This window comes from Streptomyces sp. NPDC059718 (assembly GCF_042733315.1).
Taxonomy (GTDB): Bacteria; Actinomycetota; Actinomycetes; order Streptomycetales; family Streptomycetaceae; genus Actinacidiphila.
Map to the genome: position 1 here is coordinate 103421 of NZ_JBHWGA010000005.1, position 18393 is coordinate 121813.

The 18393-nt window shown below is 72.5% G+C and carries 17 protein-coding genes; 7 read left to right on the forward strand and 10 right to left on the reverse strand.

Annotated features, from left to right (window positions below):
- Positions 1-238 precede the first annotated feature (238 nt).
- The 4 genes from ACFV3E_RS08310 to ACFV3E_RS08325 all read left to right on the forward strand — a co-directional run bounded on the left by ACFV3E_RS08310 (position 239) and on the right by ACFV3E_RS08325 (position 4704).
- Positions 239-1306: a polyprenyl synthetase family protein gene (locus tag ACFV3E_RS08310; RefSeq protein ID WP_500534031.1), complete on the forward strand. Its 1068-nt coding sequence runs from the start codon at positions 239-241 to the stop codon at positions 1304-1306.
- A gap of 264 nt (positions 1307-1570) precedes the next feature.
- Entirely contained in the window at positions 1571-2839 is a 1269-nt protein-coding gene (locus tag ACFV3E_RS08315) for a LolA family protein (protein WP_500534032.1), read from the forward strand.
- Positions 2840-2879: 40 nt separating this feature from the next.
- Positions 2880-3845 carry an ABC transporter ATP-binding protein gene (locus ACFV3E_RS08320; protein WP_500534033.1) on the forward strand — a complete coding sequence of 322 codons (966 nt, stop codon included), beginning with the start codon at positions 2880-2882 and terminating at the stop codon, positions 3843-3845.
- The gene (locus tag ACFV3E_RS08325; protein ID WP_500534034.1) at positions 3832-4704 is read left to right on the forward strand and encodes an ABC transporter permease; all 873 of its coding nucleotides are present in this window, start codon (positions 3832-3834) and stop codon (positions 4702-4704) included. The genes ACFV3E_RS08320 and ACFV3E_RS08325 overlap by 14 nt, the downstream gene beginning before the upstream one ends.
- A 10-nt stretch (positions 4705-4714) precedes the next feature.
- Here ACFV3E_RS08325 and ACFV3E_RS08330 read toward each other — a convergent pair whose 3' ends face one another.
- On the reverse strand, positions 4715-5272 hold the full coding sequence (locus ACFV3E_RS08330) for a flavodoxin family protein (protein ID WP_500367291.1): 558 nt from the start codon (positions 5270-5272) through the stop codon (positions 4715-4717).
- 105 nt (positions 5273-5377) lie between these two features.
- Complete coding sequence (locus ACFV3E_RS08335) at positions 5378-5827, reverse strand: VOC family protein (RefSeq protein ID WP_500534035.1); 450 nt, start codon at positions 5825-5827, stop codon at positions 5378-5380.
- Positions 5828-5892: 65 nt separating this feature from the next.
- On the opposite strand from ACFV3E_RS08335, the gene ACFV3E_RS08340 reads away from it, so the two are divergent.
- Positions 5893-6501 carry a CGNR zinc finger domain-containing protein gene (locus ACFV3E_RS08340; protein WP_500534036.1) on the forward strand — a complete coding sequence of 203 codons (609 nt, stop codon included), beginning with the start codon at positions 5893-5895 and terminating at the stop codon, positions 6499-6501.
- Positions 6502-6562: 61 nt separating this feature from the next.
- Here the strand turns inward: ACFV3E_RS08340 and rarD are convergent, their stop codons facing one another.
- Entirely contained in the window at positions 6563-7507 is a 945-nt protein-coding gene (rarD, locus tag ACFV3E_RS08345; protein WP_500534037.1) for an EamA family transporter RarD, read from the reverse strand.
- 196 nt (positions 7508-7703) lie between these two features.
- Positions 7704-8561: an SDR family oxidoreductase gene (locus ACFV3E_RS08350; protein ID WP_500367283.1), complete on the reverse strand. Its 858-nt coding sequence runs from the start codon at positions 8559-8561 to the stop codon at positions 7704-7706.
- A 105-nt stretch (positions 8562-8666) separates the two neighbouring features.
- Between ACFV3E_RS08350 and ACFV3E_RS08355 the strand changes: the two genes are divergently transcribed.
- The gene (locus ACFV3E_RS08355; RefSeq protein WP_500367281.1) at positions 8667-9062 is read left to right on the forward strand and encodes a winged helix-turn-helix transcriptional regulator; all 396 of its coding nucleotides are present in this window, start codon (positions 8667-8669) and stop codon (positions 9060-9062) included.
- A 54-nt stretch (positions 9063-9116) separates the two neighbouring features.
- On the opposite strand, the gene ACFV3E_RS08360 is transcribed toward ACFV3E_RS08355, so the two are convergent.
- The 5 genes from ACFV3E_RS08360 to ACFV3E_RS08380 form a co-directional block, all read right to left on the reverse strand.
- Positions 9117-10202: a 2-oxoacid:ferredoxin oxidoreductase subunit beta gene (locus tag ACFV3E_RS08360; protein ID WP_500534038.1), complete on the reverse strand. Its 1086-nt coding sequence runs from the start codon at positions 10200-10202 to the stop codon at positions 9117-9119.
- The gene (locus tag ACFV3E_RS08365) at positions 10195-12120 is read right to left on the reverse strand and encodes a 2-oxoacid:acceptor oxidoreductase subunit alpha (RefSeq protein ID WP_500534039.1); all 1926 of its coding nucleotides are present in this window, start codon (positions 12118-12120) and stop codon (positions 10195-10197) included. The genes ACFV3E_RS08360 and ACFV3E_RS08365 overlap by 8 nt, the downstream gene beginning before the upstream one ends.
- A gap of 258 nt (positions 12121-12378) precedes the next feature.
- Positions 12379-13038 carry a LuxR C-terminal-related transcriptional regulator gene (locus ACFV3E_RS08370; RefSeq protein WP_500372683.1) on the reverse strand — a complete coding sequence of 220 codons (660 nt, stop codon included), beginning with the start codon at positions 13036-13038 and terminating at the stop codon, positions 12379-12381.
- 252 nt (positions 13039-13290) lie between these two features.
- Complete coding sequence (locus ACFV3E_RS08375) at positions 13291-14604, reverse strand: sensor histidine kinase (protein ID WP_500534119.1); 1314 nt, start codon at positions 14602-14604, stop codon at positions 13291-13293.
- A gap of 152 nt (positions 14605-14756) precedes the next feature.
- On the reverse strand, positions 14757-15488 hold the full coding sequence (locus ACFV3E_RS08380) for a TetR/AcrR family transcriptional regulator (RefSeq protein WP_500534040.1): 732 nt from the start codon (positions 15486-15488) through the stop codon (positions 14757-14759).
- A 157-nt stretch (positions 15489-15645) separates the two neighbouring features.
- On the opposite strand from ACFV3E_RS08380, the gene ACFV3E_RS08385 reads away from it, so the two are divergent.
- The gene (locus tag ACFV3E_RS08385) at positions 15646-17145 is read left to right on the forward strand and encodes an MFS transporter (protein ID WP_500534041.1); all 1500 of its coding nucleotides are present in this window, start codon (positions 15646-15648) and stop codon (positions 17143-17145) included.
- 57 nt (positions 17146-17202) lie between these two features.
- Here ACFV3E_RS08385 and ACFV3E_RS08390 read toward each other — a convergent pair whose 3' ends face one another.
- Positions 17203-18366 carry a sensor histidine kinase gene (locus ACFV3E_RS08390; protein ID WP_500367274.1) on the reverse strand — a complete coding sequence of 388 codons (1164 nt, stop codon included), beginning with the start codon at positions 18364-18366 and terminating at the stop codon, positions 17203-17205.
- Positions 18367-18393: the final 27 nt, after the last annotated feature.

Here is an 18393-nt window from a genome sequence, read left to right on the forward strand (position 1 = left end):
TCGGCATGGCGGGCGGCTCGCGGGGAAGGCGGGAGAGCGACGGAGGCCCCCTCGCGGAGCCCGCTCCGGGTGCCGTGCGGGGGGTGTGCGAGGCGGTGGTGAGGCCCCGCGGCCGGGCGTGTTACCGGAAAGGACCGGCCGTACACGCGGGCAAAACCGGGCGTAGTGGCCCGCGGGGGCCATGCCCTCGCAGTGATCGAGAGGCGACCGGTTACTCTGCCAGGTGTAGTGCAGCGCCATGCCGCAAGCCGCAGAAGTGATCTCAGCGACAGGAGAATCCCAGGTGACGACCGTCGTCGGGCCCTTCGGGCTGAGCGTAATGGACGAGGACCTCGAGTCCGCCGTCCGGGCCGGGCTGTCCGCCGTCGAGGCAGGCCTCCTGGAGGCCACCAAGAGCGATGTGCCGTTCATCACGGAGGCGGCCCGCCACCTCGTGCACGCGGGCGGGAAGCGGTTCCGTCCGCTGCTGTCGCTGCTGGCCGCCCAGTTCGGCGACCCGCACGCGCCCGGCATCGTGCCGTCGGCCGTGGTGGTGGAGCTGACGCACCTGGCGACGCTGTACCACGACGACGTCATGGACGAGGCCGCGGTGCGCCGCGGCGTGCCGAGCGCCAACGCCCGCTGGGACAACTCGGTCGCCGTGCTGACCGGCGACTTCCTGTTCTCCAAGGCCTCGCACATACTGGCCGACCTCGGGCCGGAGGCCGTACGCATCCAGGCCGAGGCCTTCGAGCGGCTGGTCACCGGTCAGATCCTGGAGACCGTCGGCCCGCGCGACGGACGCGACCCGATCGACCACTACCTCGAAGTGATCGCCGGCAAGACGAGTTCGCTGATCGCCGTCTCGTGCCGCTTCGGCGCCATGATGTCCGGCGCGGACGAGAGCGTCGTCGACATCCTCACCCAGTACGGGGAGCGCGTCGGCACGGCCTTCCAGCTCGCCGACGACGTGCTGGACATCGCCAGCGACTCGCACGAGTCCGGCAAGACCCCGGGCACGGACCTGCGCGAGGGCGTGCCGACCCTGCCGGTGCTGCACCTGCGTTCGGCCGTGGCCAAGGCCAACGGATTCGCCTCGGCGGACGACCTGCGGCTGTGCGAACTGCTGGACGGCGATCTGACGGACGACCGGCGGCACGCCGAGGCGCTGGAGCTGATGCGCGCCCATCCGGCGCTGGAGCAGGCCCGGCGCGACACCGTGCGCTACGCGGACGAGGCGCGGGCCCTGCTGGCACCGCTCCCCGGCTGTGCCGCCAAGCAGGCCCTGGAGGGGCTCTGCGAGGCCGTGGTGCACCGCGCGGGCTAGGCCGGCCCGGGAGGTGACCCGGACGGCCGTCCCCCGGCGCCCGAGCGGTCACCGGGGGCGAGGGGCGCCTTCCGCCCTGAGCCGTTGTCAGGGATCGTCATCCCACAGGTGTATGCCGAGTTGATCCCGGCGGGCGATGCGCCCGCGTGGCCGGATTGATGGGATAAGAGGCACCACCACACGGCGGATCGGGTGACAATGGCCCGAGGTGGACGAGTGCGACGATGACGGGAACCCGCCGTTGACAACGGAGGTAGGGACGTAATGGCACCCATCCAGCCCATGGACGACGACCGGGAGCCCCGGCGCCGGACCAAGGCGATACGTTACGCGGTCCCGGTGGCGGCGGCGGGAGTCGCCGCGGCGACCATCGGGCTCGTACCGGCGCTCGCGAACGCGGGCAGCCCGGATCTGCCCAAAATCACGGCCGAGGAGCTGATCGCGAAGGTCGCGGCCTCGGACACCCAGACGATCTCCGGCTCGGTCCGCATCAGCACGGACTTCGGCCTGCCGGCCCTGCTGACCGGCGCCACGGGCGCCGGCGGGCCGTTCGGCGGCGGCGGTGGCGGCCGCGGCGACTCCTCGGCCGACCCGAAGGAGCAGCTGACCCAGCTGCTGGCCGGCTCCCACACCCTGCGCGTCGCGGCCGACGGCCCGCAGAAGCAGAAGGTGTCGATCGTCCGGAACGCCGCGGAGTACAGCCTCATCCACAACGGTGACGAGGTCTGGGCCTACGACAGCGGCAGCAACCAGGCCTACCACCTCACCGGTCTCCCGCGGGAGGCGCAGGGTGAGGACCGGGCCAAGGGCGACCGAGAACTGCCCGAGGGCTGGCCGGCCACCCCGCAGGAAGCCGCGAAGAAGATCCTCGACGCGGCGGACGACAGCTCCACCGTCACGGTGGACGGCACCGCGCGCATCGCCGGGCGGGACGCCTACCAGCTGGTGGTCAGGCCCAAGGCCACCGACTCCACGGTCGGGTCGATCCGGATCGGCGTGGACGCCGGCACCGGTGTGCCGCTGAAGTTCACCCTCGCCCCGAGGGGTGGCGGCAAGGCCATCGTCGACGTCGCCTTCACCAAGGTCGACTTCTCCCGGCCCGCCGCCTCGGTCTTCGACTTCACCCCGCCGAAGGGCGCGAAGGTGACGACGGAGAAGGCCGGCGAGAAGGCGGACGGGGCGGCGGACGGGAAGGCCGGGCAGGACGCCCGCGGGGCGCACGAGGAGTTCGGCGGCCTGGACGGTCTGGAGGGCCTCGGCGTCCTCGGCAAGGGCTGGGACTCGATCGCCGAGCTGAAGCTGCCTGAGGAGGCGCTGAACGCCGGCCCGTCCGAGGGCGGGGACAAGGCCCCCGGCCTCGGCGGACAGGGGCTGCTCGGCACCTTCGGCAAGGAGGTCAAGGGCGAGTTCGGCACCGGCACGGTGGTCGGCACCCGTCTGGTGAACGCCCTGATCACCGACAGCGGCAAGGTCTACGTGGGCACCGTGACCCAGGACGCCCTGATCAAGGCCGCCGACGCGGCCGCCGAGTAGGGCCCGGAGCAAGGCACCGGCACGGAGCGAAGGAGCGCCGATGGGGGAGCCGTCCGCCGAGACCGGTGAGCACGCGATCTCCACGAGCGGACTCACCAAGAGGTACCGCGGCGGACAGCTCGCCGTCGACGGCCTCGACCTGGCCGTCCCCCGGGGCAGCGTCTTCGGCTTCCTGGGGCCCAACGGTTCCGGGAAGACGACGACGATCCGCATGCTCATGGGGCTCATTTCCCCGACCTCCGGCACGGCGCGGGTACTCGGCGAGCCCATGCCGCGCGCGGTGCGCAGCGTCCTGCCGCGCGTGGGCGCGCTGATCGAGGGCCCCGCCCTCTACGGCTTCCTCTCCGGCCGTGACAACCTGCTGCGCTTCGACGCGGCCGATCCGACCGCCGGTCCCCGCACCCGCGGGGACCGGGTCGACGCGGCCCTGGAGAGGGTCGGCCTGGCCGCCGCCGCGGGCAAGAAGGCGCGTGCCTACTCCCTCGGCATGAAGCAGCGGCTCGGCCTGGCCGCCGCCCTGCTGCGGCCCCGCGACCTGCTGGTGCTGGACGAGCCCACCAACGGCCTGGACCCGCAGGGCATGCGGGAGATCCGCTCGCTCGTCCGCGAGCTGGCGGCGGACGGCACCACGGTGTTCCTCTCCTCCCACCTCCTCGACGAGATCGAACAGGTCTGCACCCACGCCGCCGTGATGTCCCGCGGCCGGCTGATCACCCAGGGCCCGGTGGAGGCGCTCTCCTCCGCCGGACGCCTGGTGGTCACCACCCCCGACCCCGCCGAGGCGGTGCGGGTCCTGAAGGAGCAGGGGGTCACCGGCCTGGCCGCCGAGGGCGACCGGGTCACCGGGGAACTGCCGCAGGACCCCGCGGCACTCCCCGAACTGGCCGACCTCAACGCCGCACTGGTCGCCGCCGGGGTCCGCGTCCGCGGCTTCGGCGTCGAACGGGCTTCACTGGAGGACGCGTTCGTCGCGCTGACCGGAGAGGGCTTCGATGTCGCAGGCTGACACCCTGACCAGGTCGGTGTGGCCGATCCGCTCGCTCGGGCTGTTCCGCAGCGAACTGGTGACCGTGCTGCGCCGCTGGCGCACCCTGGCCCTGCTCGCCGTCCTGGCCGGGGTCCCGGTGCTCATCGGGATCGCGGTGCGGATCGAGACCGGTGACGGCGGCTCGACCGGCGGCGGGGGCGGCGACGGCCCGGCCTTCGTCGCGCTGATCACCAACAACGGCCTCTTCCTGGTCTTCGCCTCGCTCGCCGCGACGCTGCCCTTCTTCCTCCCCATGGCGATCGGTGTCGTGGCCGGAGACGCCGTCGCCGGCGAGGCCAACGCGGGCACCCTGCGCTATCTGCTGGTGGCCCCGGCCGGGCGCACCCGTCTGCTGGTCTCCAAATACGCCTCCGTCCTGGCCTTCTGCCTGATCGGCACCCTCGTCGTGGCCGTCTCGGCACTGGTGACCGGCGCCTTGCTCTTCCCGCTCGGCGACGTCACCCTGCTGTCGGGCACGACGGTCCCCTTCTCCGAGGGGCTGTTGCGCGCCCTGCTGGTAGCCCTGGTCGTGGCCGCCTCGCTCACCGGCATCGCCGCGCTGGGCCTGTTCATCTCCACGCTCACCGACAGCGGCATCGCCGCCATGGCCACCACCGTGGGCCTGCTGATCACCGTGCAGATCGTCGACACGATCCCCCAACTGCACGCCGTGCAGCCCTACCTCTTCCCCCACTACTGGCTGAGCTTCGCCGACCTGGTCCGCGACCCCGTCTACTGGGACGAGATGCGCAGCAACTTCCAGCTCCAGGCCCTCTACGTCGCCGTGTTCGGCTCCGCGGCCTGGGCCCGCTTCACCACCCGCGACATCACGGCCTGACCCCCGCCGGTCAGCTGAAGAAGGTCTTGGCCCGGCCCAGGGCCGCCGTGTCCCTCAGCACGTCACCCGGCCGGGTGCCGTAGCCCAGCAGCGCCCCGCCCCAGCGCATCCCGGCGTAGTCGGCCGTGTGGCGCAGCGTCCCCACCAGCGGGGCGGCCGTCGCCGGGTCCTGGCCGCCGTGCACGGTCACCGACCACAGGGTCTTGCCGCGCATCCGCTCCAGGAAGTCCAGCCCCGGCACCCGCATCCAGCCCGACCAGTGGTCCAGGTAGAGCTTGGTGCTGGTCGAGACGCTGTACCAGTACAGGGGGGAGACCACCACGATGTCGGTGGCCGCCAAAGTGGCCTCCAGGAGTGTCGCGGCGTGCCCCGACGGTGCGGGATAGCGGCCCTCGCCGTCGTGCCGGAGGTCCTCGAAGAGCGGCAGCGGCAGGTCCTTCAGCCGCAGCCAGCGCCGGTCCACCGCGGGCGGAAGCTGCTCGGCGGCGTGCCGCGCCAACATCTCCGTGTTGCCGTCGGCGCGGCTGCTTCCCACCAGGAACAGGAAGGTCCGCTCTGAGTCCGACACCCCGTCATCTCCTTGCGTATGCATTAGTTGCGTACGCATGGAGATGTTGTCACCGCGCCGCCCCCGCCGTCAAGGCGAGTGCCGCAGGCCCGCAGGGCCGGCGGGCTACTCGACGTCGAACTCGTTCCCCTCCGGGTCGGCCATGGTGACCCAGGTGCCGGAGGGCTCCGCTATCCGCCGCAGCACCGTCGCGCCGAGCCCTTCCAGCCGGGCCACCTCCGCCTCCAGCCGTCCGGTGCCCGGGTGGAGGTCGATGTGCAGCCGGTTCTTCACCGTCTTGGTCTCGGGCACCCGCTGGAAGAGGATGCGCCGCCCGAGGCCCGAGCCCTTCTCCTCGTCGTGGGGGTCGTCGGGGTGGCGCACGGCGGCCAGGTCCCGCCAGGCCTTGCGGCCGGCCGCCTCCGTCAGGACGTCCTCCGTCACGGCGCCGAACCCCAGCAACTTCCCGATCAGCACGCTGTGGTCCTCGAGCGTGTACTCCAGGGCCTCCGCCCAGAAAGCGGCCTGCCGGTGCGGATCCGCCGCGTCGATCACGAGCTTCCAGTGAACCGCCATGCCGAGCCCCCTCGTTCGCGTCTCCTCCGGCCCTCGGCCGGTGTGTAACCAGTTATATTGGTTACATGACGGAGCCCGCAATCGGTCTGGTCCTCCATTCATCCGAAGGAGTCGCCTACCGCTTCGATCCGGGCGCGCTCGGCCTGGAGCTGCTGCCCACGGGCGGCCCCGGCGCCTACGCGCGCCACGAGGTCCTCCACGAGCCCGGCGACCTGGTCCGCTGGGCGGTGGCGTCCCGGCTGCGCCCCGAGCCGGGCGGCCTCGCCGTCTCCCCGGAGGACGTCGCCGCGGCCCGCTACCTGCGCGACGCGCTCTGGCACATCGCCGTCGCCCGCGTGCACGGGGAACCCCTCCCCGCCCCGGACCTCGTCGTCCTCAACGAGGCCGCCGCCTGGCGTCCCCCCGCCCTGCGTCTCGCCCCCGACGGGGGCCGTACCTGGCGTACCCCGGTCACCGGCACCCAGGTGCTGGCGGCCGTCGCCCGGGACGCGGTGGAGCTCTTCTCCGGCCCCCACGCCGACCGCGTCCGCGAATGCTCCGCCCACGACTGCCGACTGGTCTTCGTGGACACCTCACGCCCCGGCCGGCGTCGCTGGTGCTCCATGGAGCACTGCGGCAACCGCCACAAGGTCCGTGCCCACCGCTCCCGCAGGGAGGCGTACGAGGCGCCGTAAGGCTAGTGCCCGTGTGCCCGTGTGCCCGTGTGCCCGTGCGCCCGTGCGTGAACGCCGCCGCTCAGCCCGTGACGGCCCCGCGCGGCGCCGCCTCGCCGGGCACCACCGCGGCGTCGCGCACCGCGACCCGGCCGCGCCGCGCGGCGCGCAGCGCGTCCCAGGTCAGCAGGGCCAGGGCGAGCCAGACGAGGGCGAAGCCGGCCCAGCGCTCGGCCGGCATCTCCTCGTGGAACCAGAGCAGTCCGAGCCCGAACTGGAAGACCGGCGCGAGGTACTGCAGCAGCCCCAGCATGCTCAGCGGGATGCGGATGGCCGCCGCGCCGAAGCAGATCAGCGGCACCGCGGTGACGACGCCGCACGCGGCGAGCAGGGCGGCGTGGCCGGCCCCGTGCGAGGCGAAGGTGGTGTCGCCGCGGGTGCCGAGGAAGGCCAGGTAGCCGAGCGCCGGCAGGAACTGGAGGGCCGTCTCGGCCGCCAGCGACTCCAGGCCGCCCATGCCGACCTTCTTCTTGATGAAGCCGTAGGTGGCGAAGGAGCAGGCCAGGGTCAGCGCGATCCAGGGCAGCCGCCCGTAGCCCAGGGTCAGCACCAGGACGGCGGCGGCGCCGACGCCCACGGCGGCCCACTGCGCGGGACGCAGCCGCTCGTGCAGGACGAGGACGCCGAGGCCGATGGTGACGAGGGGGTTGATGAAGTAGCCCAGTGAGGTCTCGACGACGTGGCCGCTGTTGACGCCCCAGATGTACAGGCCCCAGTTCACGGATATGACGGCCGCGGCCACGGCCAGCAGCGCCAGCCGCCGCGGCTGGCGCAGGAGTTCGGAGACCCACGCCCAGCGGCGCATCACCAGCAGTACGAGGGAGACGACGACCAGCGACCAGACCATGCGGTGGGCGAGGATCTCGCCGGCGCCGGAGGGTTCGAGGAGCGGCCAGTAGAGGGGGAAGAGCCCCCAGAGCCCGTAGGCGGCGAATCCGTACAGCAGACCGGCACGCTGCTCGTTCACTCGTTCCTCCCGGGGCGCTGGCCGACCGCTCGAAGGTAGCGTGCGGGGCCTTCTCCCGTCATCTGCGTATCGCATGACGGTCATGACACCCTCGTCGCGGGCCGGGAACGCACCGGGACCGGGCGGACACGGGGCGGGCCCCCGCGGCCGGAGGGGATCCGCCGCGGGGGCCCCGCCGTCCGGGCGGCGGCCGGGGTCAGCCCTTGAGCGCCGCCGCGATCGTGTCCGCGAGCGGGGTGGTGGGACGTCCGATCAGCCGGGCGAGGTCGCCGCTGCCGCCCTGGAGGAGGCCGCGGGAGACACCGGCGACGTCCACGTCGACGTAGATCCCGGCCACCGTCTCGGGCAGCCCGGCGCCGGTCAGGACCGCCAGGAAGGCGTCGGCGGGCAGGTCGGCGTAGGCGACCGGGCGGCCGGACTGCCGGGCCAGCTCGGCGGCGTACTCGGCCAGCGTCCAGGCCTCGTCCCCGCTGAGCTCGTACACCGCGTCCTCGTGCCCCTCGCCGGTCAGCACGGCGGCCGCGGCCGCCGCGTAGTCCTCGCGGGTGGCGGAGCCGATGCGGCCCTCGCCCGCGCTGCCCGCGACCCCGTGCTCCAGCTGGACGGCGATCTGCGCGGTGTAGTTCTCGGTGTACCAGCCGTTGCGCAGCAGCGTGTAGGTCAGCCCGGAGTCCAGCAGGGCCTGCTCGGTGGCCTGGTGCTCGGCGGCGAGCCGGAAGTCGGCGGCCGGCCCGCCGAGGACGCTGGTGTACGCGAGCCGGGCGACCCCCGCCTCCTTGGCGGCCTCGATCACGGCGGTGTGCTGCGCGACGCGCTGCCCGACCTCGCTGCCCGAGATCAGCAGCACCACGTCGCCCGCCCGGAAGGCGCCCTTGAGGGTCCCGGGCGCGTCGTAGTCGGCCACCCGGAGCTCCACGCCCCGCGCGGCGAGGTCCGCGGCCTTGTCCGCGTCGCGTACGACGGCCACGACCCGCTCGGCCGGGACGTCGGCCAGCAGCCGCTCCACGACCAGCCGGCCCAGCTGTCCGGTGGCTCCGGTGACGACGATGCTCATGACGGGTTCTCTCCAGTCCCTGGTGTCCTTGTGCGTGATGACGGGACTAACCCTAGGGCCGGTACTAACTTCCAGAAAGTACCCACTTCAAAGTAAGCTAGTGGTATGGACGTAAGGGACGAGCTCACCGCGGTGCTGCAGGCGCCCCCGGACGTGAACGCGCGCAACTGCCCCTCGCGGGTGATCCTCGAACACGTCACCAGCCGCTGGGGCGTGCTGGTGCTCGCCGCACTGACCGACGGCACCCTGCGCTTCAGCGAGCTGCGCCGCACGGTCGGCGGGGTCAGCGAGAAGATGCTCGCCCAGACCCTGCAGACCCTGGAGCGCGACGGCTTCGTGCATCGCGAGGCGCACCCCGTCATCCCGCCGCGCGTGGAGTACTCCCTCACCCCGCTCGGCAAGGAGGCCGCGGACCAGGTCTGGGCCCTGGCCCGCTGGACCGAGGGCCGCACGGAGCAGGTGATGGCGGCCCGCCGGGCATACGACGAGGCCCGGACCTGACCTCAGGTCCGGGCCCCGTACGACCGCTGCGGTCGATGTGAGGGACGCGGTGGGTCAGCCCACGACCGTCCACGTGTCGTTGCCGGCCAGCAGGGCGGCGATGTCGCCCTTGCCGTGCTGCTCGACGGCCTGCTCCAGCTGCTCGGACATCAGCACGTCGTAGACCGGCCGTTCGACGCTGCGGAACACGCCGATCGGTGTGTGGTGCAGCGTGTCGGGGTCGGCGAGTCTGGACAGGGCGAAGGCCGTCGTGGGCGACGCGGCGTGCGCGTCGTGCACCAGGACCTCGTCCTCGTTGGAGGCGTCGACGTCGACGACCTTCAGGTCGCCGGTGGCCCGGTCGCGTACGACCCCCTTGCCGTTGTCCGCGCCGAAGCGGATCTGCTCCCCGTGCTCCAGCCGGATCACCGCGTTCTCGGCGGTGGCCCGGTCCTTCAGCACCTCGAAGGCGTTGTCGTTGAAGATGTTGCAGTTCTGGTAGATCTCCACGAAGGCCGTGCCCGGGTGCGCGGCGGCCTCCCGCAGCACGCCCGTCAGGTGCTTGCGGTCGGAGTCGACGGTGCGCGCCACGAAGGAGGCCTCCGCGCCCAGCGCCAGCGAGACCGGGTTGAAGGGCGCGTCCAGCGAGCCCATCGGCGTCGACTTGGTGATCTTGCCGAGTTCGGAGGTCGGGCTGTACTGCCCCTTCGTCAGGCCGTAGATCCGGTTGTTGAAGAGCAGGATCTTGAGGTTCACGTTGCGCCGCAGCGCGTGGATCAGGTGGTTCCCGCCGATGGACAGCGCGTCGCCGTCACCCGTGACCACCCACACCGACAGGTCGCGCCGCGAGGCGGCGAGCCCGGTCGCGATGGCCGGGGCACGGCCGTGGATGGAGTGCATCCCGTAGGTGTTCATGTAGTACGGGAAGCGGGAGGAGCAGCCGATCCCGGAGACGAAGACGATGTTCTCCCGGGCCAGGCCCAGTTCGGGCATGAAGCCCTGCACCGCGGCGAGGATCGCGTAGTCACCGCAGCCGGGGCACCAGCGCACTTCCTGGTCCGACTTGAAGTCCTTCATGGACTGCTTGGCTTCGGCCTTGGGGACCAGGGACAGCGCCGGCAGCCCCGGCGTGCGGTGTTCGACGGCAGGCGCCTCAGACATCTGCGCTCTCCTCCTGGATGGCGGCAGCGAGTTGCTCGGCCTTGAAGGGCAGGCCGGTGACCTGGGTGTACGAGCGGGCGTCGACCAGGTACTTCGCCCTCAGCAGGTGGGCGAGCTGGCCGAGGTTCATCTCCGGGACCACTACCTTCTGGTAACGCCCGAGGACCTCCCCGAGATTCCTCGGGAAGGGGTTCAGATGGCGCAGATGGGCCTGCGCGACCGCGCCCCCTGCGCCCCTGATGCGCCGTACGGCCGCCGTGATCGGCCCGTACGTCGAGCCCCAGCCGATCACCAGCGTCCGTGCCCGGCCGTCCGGGTCGTCGACGACGACGTCGGGCACCTCGATGCCGTCGATCTTGGCCTGCCGGGTGCGCACCATCAGGTCGTGGTTGGCCGGGTCGTACGAGATGTGCCCCGTGCCGTCCTGCTTCTCGATGCCGCCGATCCGGTGCTCCAGACCGGGGGTGCCCGGCACCGCCCACGGGCGCGCCAGGGTCTCGGGGTCGCGCAGGTACGGCCAGAACTCCTCGGTGCCGTCCTCCGCGACGTGGTTGGGCGTCGTCGCGAACTGCACCCGCAGGTCGGGCAGCTCGTCCAGCTCGGGGACCCGCCACGGCTCGGAGCCGTTGGCCAGGTAGCCGTCGGAGAGCAGGAGGACCGGGGTGCGGTAGGTCAGCGCGATGCGGGCCGCCTCCAGCGCCGCGCCGAAGCAGTCGCCGGGGGTGCTCGGCGCCACGATCGGGACCGGCGCCTCGCCGTTGCGCCCGTACATCGCCTGCAGCAGATCGGCCTGCTCGGTCTTGGTCGGCAGGCCCGTCGAGGGCCCGCCACGCTGGATGTCGACGACCAGCAGCGGCAGCTCCAGCGAGACCGCGAGGCCGATGGTCTCCGACTTCAGCGCGACACCCGGGCCGGAGGTGGTCGTGACGGCCAGCGAGCCGCCGAAGGCCGCGCCGAGAGCGGCGCCGATGCCGGCGATCTCGTCCTCGGCCTGGAAGGTGCGCACGCCGAAGTTCTTGTGCTTGCTCAGCTCGTGCAGGATGTCCGAGGCCGGGGTGATCGGGTACGAGCCCAGGAAGAGCGGCAGGTCCGCCTGCCGGCTCGCGGTGACCAGTCCGTACGACAGCGCCAGGTTCCCCGAGATGTTGCGGTAGGTGCCCGCCGGGAAGGCCGCCTCGGCCGGGGCCACCTCGTAGCTGACCGCGAAGTCCTCGGTCGTCTCGCCGAAGTTCCAGCCCGCGCGGAAGGCCGCGACGTTCGCCTCGGCCAGCTCGGGCTTCTTCGCGAACTTCTTGCGCAGGAAGTCCTCGGTGCCCTCGGTGGGCCGGTGGTACATCCACGACAGCAGCCCGAGCGCGAACATGTTCTTGCTGCGCTCGGCCTCCTTGCGGGTCAGCGGGAAGTCCTTGAGAGCCTCGACCGTCAGGGTGGTCAGGGGCACCGGGTGCACCGCGTAGGCCGACAGCGAGCCGTCCTCCAGCGGCGAGGCCGCGTAGCCGACCTTGGCCATCGCGCGGGTGGTGAACTCGTCCGTGTTGACGATGACCTCCGCGCCGCGCGGCAGGTCCCCGATGTTCGCCTTCAGCGCCGCCGGGTTCATCGCGACCAGGACGTTCGGGGCGTCACCCGGGGTGAGGATGTCGTGGTCGGCGAAGTGCAGCTGGAAACTCGACACGCCCGGCAGGGTGCCTGCCGGAGCCCGGATCTCGGCCGGGAAGTTCGGCAGGGTGGACAGATCGTTGCCGAACGACGCCGTTTCCGAGGTGAACCGATCTCCCGTGAGCTGCATGCCGTCGCCGGAGTCCCCGGCGAAACGGATCACCACCCGATCGAGCTTCCTGGTCTCCTTGGCCGGTTTCCGCTGCTCTCCCAGAACGGGATGATCGGGGGTTGTCGGGCTGCTGACCTGGCTGGTCACTGAATCGGACCTCCTTCGAGGCGGCGGCTCACGACCGGGGCCGTGACCTTGTGTCCCACGCGCCATCGTACGTGGGTAAGGGTCGCCTTCCCGGGTCTTCCCGCATCGTGAACGCCGCGCTGGGCTCCCTTTGTGCCCTGATGGGTCACGGTCACCGCCCCCCGGAGCCCGTGCTGCCTGCTTCCTCCATATGGGACGCCTTCCGGCGCCGCTTCGGTTCTACGCCTCCGCGGGATCCTCTGACGATACGTCAGACGATCAGGAATTGAGGTACGTGAGCACGGCCAGGACGCGCCGGTGGTCGCCCTCGCTGGGGGCCAGCCCCAGTTTGAGGAAGATGTTGCTGACGTGCTTCTCCACCGCCCCGTCGCTCACCACCAGCTGCTTGGCGATCGCGGAGTTCGTCCGTCCCTCCGCCATCAGCCCCAGCACCTCGCGCTCCCGCGGGGTGAGGCCGGCCAGCACGTCCTGCTTGCGGCTGCGTCCCAGCAGCTGCGCGACCACCTCCGGGTCCAGGGCGGTACCGCCGCCGGCCACCCGTACGACCGCGTCGACGAACTCCCGCACATCGGCTACCCGGTCCTTGAGCAGATACCCGACCCCGCGGGAACTGGCGGCCAGCAGCTCGGTGGCGTACCGCTCCTCCACGTACTGCGACAGCACGAGCACGCCCAGCCGCGGGTGGTCGCGGCGCAGCCGCACCGCGGCGCGCACGCCCTCGTCGGTGTGGGTCGGCGGCATCCGCACGTCGGCCACGACCACGTCGGGCACCGCGTCCTCGGCGGCGAGCTCGCCGATCACCTTCAGCAGGGCCTCGGCGTCGCCGACCCCGGCGACGACCTCGTGCCCGCGGTCGGTCAGCAGGCGGGTCAGTCCCTCCCTCAGCAGCACCGAATCCTCGGCGATGACCACCCGCACCCTGTCCTCCACCGCTACCGGCTCCCCCGTGTCGACGTCGACGTGCTGTCCCTCCCCAGCATTCCAGCTTCCGGCGGCGGGCACACGGCCTTGCCGCCGGGGCGGAGTGCGGGGGAGGGACGGAGGGGGGCGCGGTCAGCGTCCTCTCGGTTCTTCCGGTCTTCCCGGTCCTACTTGGTCCTTGCGGTTCTTCTGGTTCTTCCCGCTCTTGCGGCTCCTGCGGCCGAGCTGCCCCGGCGGTCCCCCGCGGGGTCAGGTCCGCCAGGGCAGCTCGGCCGCGACGGTGGTCGGGCCGCCGGCGGGGGAGTCCACCGCGAGGACGCCGTCCACCGCCCCCAGCCGCTCGGCGAGCCCGGCCAGGCCGGAGCCGCGCCCCGTGGAGGCGCCGCCGCGCCCGTTGTCGACGACGTGGATCATCAGCCGGTCCCCGGAGCGCCACAGGTCGACCGTGGCGCGCGAGGCGCCGCTGTGCTTGCTGATGTTCTGCAGCAGCTCGGAGACGGTGAAGTACGCGATGCCCTCGATCGCCGGCACCGGCCGTCCCGGCAGGTCCACGCTCACCTGGACCGGCACGGTGCAGCGCGCCGCGAGGGAGGACAGGGCGGCGTCCAGGCCGCGGTCGGTGAGGACGGCCGGGTGGATGCCGCGGGCCAGGTCGCGCAGCTCCTGCAGCGCGAGCTTCACCTCGCCGTGCGCCTCCTCGACCATGGTGGCCGCCGCCTTCGGGTCCTCCTGCAGCTTCTCCTTGGCCAGGCCGAGGTCCATGGCGAGCGCCACGAGCCGGGCCTGGGCGCCGTCGTGCAGGTCGCGCTCGATGCGGCGCAGGTCGGCGGCGGCGGTGTCCACCACCGTGCCGCGGTCCGACTCCAGTTCCGTGACGCGGCTGGCCAGCCGCGAGGGCCCCAGCAGCCCGGCGACCAGGCCCCGGTCGACGTACGCCATGCCCCGGATCAGCCAGGGGGTGGCCAGGACCAGCAGCAGTCCCAGCACGGAGGTCATGGCCACCTCGAACGGCGAGTCCAGCCACCAGCCGTTGCCGTTGCCGTCCCCGTACAGCTGGAGCCCGGGCTGGTCGGTGTAGGCCGGGAACACCCACTGCCACAGCGGGTACGTGAGGAGCCCCCAGCCGTAGGTGAAGAAGGAGATGGCCACCGAGAAGGTGAACACGCCCCACGGGAAGTGCACGAAGAAGTACAGGATGTGCCGCCAGGAGGCGCCGCTGGTCAGCTGGCCGCCGAGCCACGACATGAAGCCCTGGCCCGGCCGCCGGCGCAGCGGTTCCGGCGCGGCCACGTCGATGCGCAGGCACTGGCGCGCCCGCTCGCGCTCCACGACGCCGAGCCCCCGGCACCCGGCCAGCATCACGGCGAGGACGGGCAGTCCGAGGAAGGTGACCAGCAGGCCCGCGCCCAGCGACAGCATCGTCACCGTGAAGACGAAGCCGATGACGCCCATCGGCAGGTTCAGCAGGAGATACAGGAACTCGCGCCAGGTGCGGGCCTCGATCGGCGCGCGCAGCGCCGCGGGCAGCCGGTGCTCGCGCGGCTCCGGGAAACCGTATGCCATGGTCACGTCCGTCCTCTTCGTCGTACCTCTGCGTCCGCTGGTGATGCCTCCAGCCTCGTCCTGCGGGGCCCTCGCGCCCATGGTGCGGATCGGCGTCTTGGACCTGGGGAAAACCCCACCCCCGCGGTGCGGCGGCCGGGACCGGGGCGGTGTCAGCGGGGGAGCCGCAGAGCCAGCCCGTCGAGGACGACGTCCAGGCCGTAGGCGAACTTGGCCTCGCGCAGCGCGACCGGGTCCTCGAGGGCGGCCGTGGGGTCGGCGTAGGAGCCGGACAGGTGGTCGTGGGGGGCCGCGGCGGCTTGGGCGGCGGGCATGAGACGGGCGATGAAGCCGGCCTCGGTCTCACCGGAGCGGGCGACCGTGGTGAGCCAGGCGGCCTCCGTGGTGCTCATGCCGATCACGTAGCTCAGGAGGGTGTCGATCGCCCGGCTCGGCTCGGGGAAGCCGGCGGCGGCGAACAGGGCGGCCAGCCGCTCGGAGTACGACATGAGGTTGGGGCCGAGGTAGGCGAGGCCCGCCTGGCCCAGGACAGAGGACAGCCACGGGTGGCGCAGCGCCGTCGCGCGGAAGGACCCGGCGGCCTCGGTGACCGCGGCGCGCCAGTCCGCGCCGCCGGGGGCGGGGACGGCGATCTCGGCGGCGACCTCGTCGACGGCCAGCTCCATCAGCTCGTCCTTGGTCGCGACGTGCCGGTAGAGGGAGGTCGCGCCGGCGTTCAGCCGGGCCCCCAGCTTGCGCATGCTGAGGGCCTCGACGCCCTCGGCGTCCAGCATGGCGATCGCCTCGCGGACGATCGCGCCGCGGCTGAGCGCGGGCTGGTCGGCCTCGCGCTGCTGCCGGGCCCACACGGACGGGATCGGGCTCGGCTTCGTCCTGGCGGCCATGGCGCTCCTTCGGGTACCGGCGTGCGGGCGGACTGCTGCGTACGGCGTTCGCATTCAGCGTACAGGAGCGAGTGTTGCGCACACCGTTCCGCTGTGCGTACAGTGTTCGCATTAAAGGAACGGTGTACGCACGAGCCGATGCCCGAAAGGACGCCCCATGGAGACCCGCAACCCCCGCCGCTGGTGGATCCTGATCGTGCTGTGCCTCAGCTCGCTGGTCCTGGTGGTCGACAGCATGGCGCTGACCGTGGCGGTGCCCGCGATGACCGCGGACATCGGTGCGAGCGCCCAGGACACGCAGTGGATCCTCGACTCCTACATCCTGGTCTTCGCCGGTCTGCTGCTGGCCTCGGGAAGCCTCGGGGACCGGTTCGGGCGCCGGAAGGTGATGCTCGCCGGCCTGCTGCTCTTCGGGGCGGCCTCCCTGGCGGCCACTTTCTGCACCAGCCCGGGTGAGGTCATCGCCGTACGGGTCGCGATGGGCGTCGGCGGCGCGCTGATCATGCCCTCGACGCTGTCGATCCTCATCACCGTCTTCGACGAGGCGGAGCGCGGCAGGGCCATGGCGGCGTGGAGCTCGGTGTCGATGCTCGGCCTGGTCGGCAGCCCGGTTCTCGGCGGCGTGCTGATCGACCACTTCTCCTGGCACGCGATCTTCCTGATCAACGTCCCGGTCGTCGCGCTTGCCGTCGCCGCCGGCCTCACCCTCATGCCGGAGTCCAAGGGCCCGTGGAGCAAGCCCGACCCGCTCGGCGCGGTGCTGTCCGCGGCCGGCATGACCGCCCTGGTCTGGTGGATCATCGAGCTCCCGCAGCACGGCGCCTTCGGCGGCCGCTCGGGGATCACCCTGGCCGTCGCCGTCGTCGCCCTGGGTGCCTTCGTGGTCTGGGAGAACGTCACCTCCGCACCGATGGTCCCGCTGGTCCTGTTCCGGCACCGCAACTTCAGCGGCGGCTCGCTCTCGCTGACCCTGGTCCAGATCGGCAACGGCGGCCTGCTGCTGGTGCTCACCCAGTACCTGCAGTTCGTGCTGGGCTACTCGCCGGTCAAGGCGGGTGTGGCCTTCGTGCCGCTGGCCGTCGCCGCGCTGGCCGGCAACGTCCTGGGCACCACGTTCGCCGCGCGGATCGGCAACCGCCTGCTGATCCTCGGCGGCATGCTCGTCATGGCCTCCTCCTTCGCGCTGCTGACCACCGTCTCGGCCGGCACCGGCTTCGCCGTCCCGGCGGCCGCCCTGGGCCTGCTCGGCCTCGGCGCGGGCCTGGCGATGCCGGCCGCCGTCGGCGCCCTCATGGCCACCATCCCCACGGAGAAGGCGGGTGTCGGTTCCGCCCTGAACGACACCATCCAGCAGGCCGGTACCGCGCTCGGCATCGCGATCCTCGGCTCGCTGCTGGCGAGCGGCTTCGCCCGCGAGATGCCCGCAGGCACCCCCGAGGAGGCGAGGCACTCCATCGCCGGCGCGCTGGCCGTCGCCCAGGGCGACAGCGGGATGGTCCGCGCGGCCCGGGAGGCGTTCACCGCCTCGATGTCGGCCACCTTCACCATCAGCGCCATCGGCGTCCTCGCCGCCGCCCTGCTGGCCGCCCTGGTCATGCGCGACAGCAGGCCCGAGCCCTCCGCCACCCCGGCGCAGGAGGCGGAACTCGCCGCCTGACGCGAGCACAGAAGGCCGGTGCCCTCGCTGGAGGGCACCGGCCTTCCCGTACGCGGCTCAGCCGCGGTCGCGCCAGGGCAGCTCGGCCGTCACCGTCGTCGGGCCGCCGGCCGGGGAGTCGATCACCAGCAGGCCGTCCACCGCGTCCAGCCGTTCGGCCAGCCCGCCCAGCCCGCTGCCGTCCGACGCGCTCGCCCCGCCCCGCCCGTCGTCACGGACCTGGATCATCAGCCGGCCGTCCGAGCGCCACAGCTCGACGACGGCCCGGCGCGCCCCGCTGTGCTTGCTGATGTTCTGCAGCAGCTCGGAGACGGTGAAGTACGCGATGCCCTCGATCGCCGCGGCCGGCCGGCCCGCCAGGTCCACCTGGACCTGCACCGGCACCGTGCACCGGGCGGCCACCGAGGACAGGGCGGCGTCCAGGCCGCGGTCGGTGAGGACGGCCGGGTGGATGCCGCGGGCCAGGTCGCGCAGCTCCTGGAGGGCCAGCTTCACCTCGCCGTGGGCGTCGCCGACCATCCTCGCCGCCGCCTCCGGGTCCTCCTGCAGCTTCTCCTTGGCAAGGCCCAGGTCCATGGCGAGCGCCACGAGCCGGGCCTGGGCGCCGTCGTGCAGGTCGCGCTCGATGCGGCGCAGGTCGGCGGCGGCGGTGTCCACCACCGTGCCGCGGTCCGACTCCAGTTCGGCGATCCGCCGCTCCAGCTCGTCGGAGGGCGACAGCAGGCCGCGGACCATCGCGCGGTCCGCGTTGGCCAGCCCCCGGGCGATGAACGGCAGCACGGGCCACGCCACGAAGAGCGAGGTCAAGGCGACGGTGAAGGTCGCGATCCCCCACGGCAGCCGGATGAAGAAGTACAGCGCGTGCCGCCACCCCACCGGGTCCTTCAGCGAGGTCCACAGCCAGGGGAAGAACCCCATCCGCCCGGGTCGCAGCGACCGGGGCTCGTCCACGGCCACCCCGAGCATGCCGCGCGCCCGTATCCGCTCCAGCCGTCCCAGCAGCCGGCACCCGGCCAGTCCCAGCGCCAGCAGCGGCAGGCCGACCACGGTCACCGACAGCCCGATGCCGAGGTAGAGCACGACGGCGACGTAGACGAAGCCCACGAGGTCCACGGGCAGGTTCGCCAGGAGATACGCGATCTCCTTCCACGTCACGGCGTCGAAGGCGAAGCGCGCCGGGGGCAGCGGGGCGGCTTCCCCGCGCTGGGAGTTGATGGTCATGACGCCAAGCCTGCCGGGGACCGGGCG

What these genes read in the sequence shown, in the direction of transcription:
- ACFV3E_RS08380 (WP_500534040.1), bottom strand. Translation starts at nt 15,488, where the DNA reads ATGGCCGCCAGGACGAAGCCGAGCCCGATCCCGTCCGTGTGGGCCCGG.
- ACFV3E_RS08335 (WP_500534035.1), bottom strand. Translation starts at nt 5,827, where the DNA reads ATGGCGGTTCACTGGAAGCTCGTGATCGACGCGGCGGATCCGCACCGG.
- ACFV3E_RS08310 (WP_500534031.1), top strand. Translation starts at nt 239, where the DNA reads ATGCCGCAAGCCGCAGAAGTGATCTCAGCGACAGGAGAATCCCAGGTG.
- ACFV3E_RS08315 (WP_500534032.1), top strand. Translation starts at nt 1,571, where the DNA reads ATGGCACCCATCCAGCCCATGGACGACGACCGGGAGCCCCGGCGCCGG.
- ACFV3E_RS08355 (WP_500367281.1), top strand. Translation starts at nt 8,667, where the DNA reads ATGGACGTAAGGGACGAGCTCACCGCGGTGCTGCAGGCGCCCCCGGAC.
- ACFV3E_RS08390 (WP_500367274.1), bottom strand. Translation starts at nt 18,366, where the DNA reads ATGACCATCAACTCCCAGCGCGGGGAAGCCGCCCCGCTGCCCCCGGCG.
- ACFV3E_RS08320 (WP_500534033.1), top strand. Translation starts at nt 2,880, where the DNA reads ATGGGGGAGCCGTCCGCCGAGACCGGTGAGCACGCGATCTCCACGAGC.
- ACFV3E_RS08375 (WP_500534119.1), bottom strand. Translation starts at nt 14,604, where the DNA reads ATGGCATACGGTTTCCCGGAGCCGCGCGAGCACCGGCTGCCCGCGGCG.
- ACFV3E_RS08340 (WP_500534036.1), top strand. Translation starts at nt 5,893, where the DNA reads ATGACGGAGCCCGCAATCGGTCTGGTCCTCCATTCATCCGAAGGAGTC.
- ACFV3E_RS08325 (WP_500534034.1), top strand. Translation starts at nt 3,832, where the DNA reads ATGTCGCAGGCTGACACCCTGACCAGGTCGGTGTGGCCGATCCGCTCG.
- ACFV3E_RS08385 (WP_500534041.1), top strand. Translation starts at nt 15,646, where the DNA reads ATGGAGACCCGCAACCCCCGCCGCTGGTGGATCCTGATCGTGCTGTGC.
- ACFV3E_RS08360 (WP_500534038.1), bottom strand. Translation starts at nt 10,202, where the DNA reads ATGTCTGAGGCGCCTGCCGTCGAACACCGCACGCCGGGGCTGCCGGCG.
- ACFV3E_RS08350 (WP_500367283.1), bottom strand. Translation starts at nt 8,561, where the DNA reads ATGAGCATCGTCGTCACCGGAGCCACCGGACAGCTGGGCCGGCTGGTC.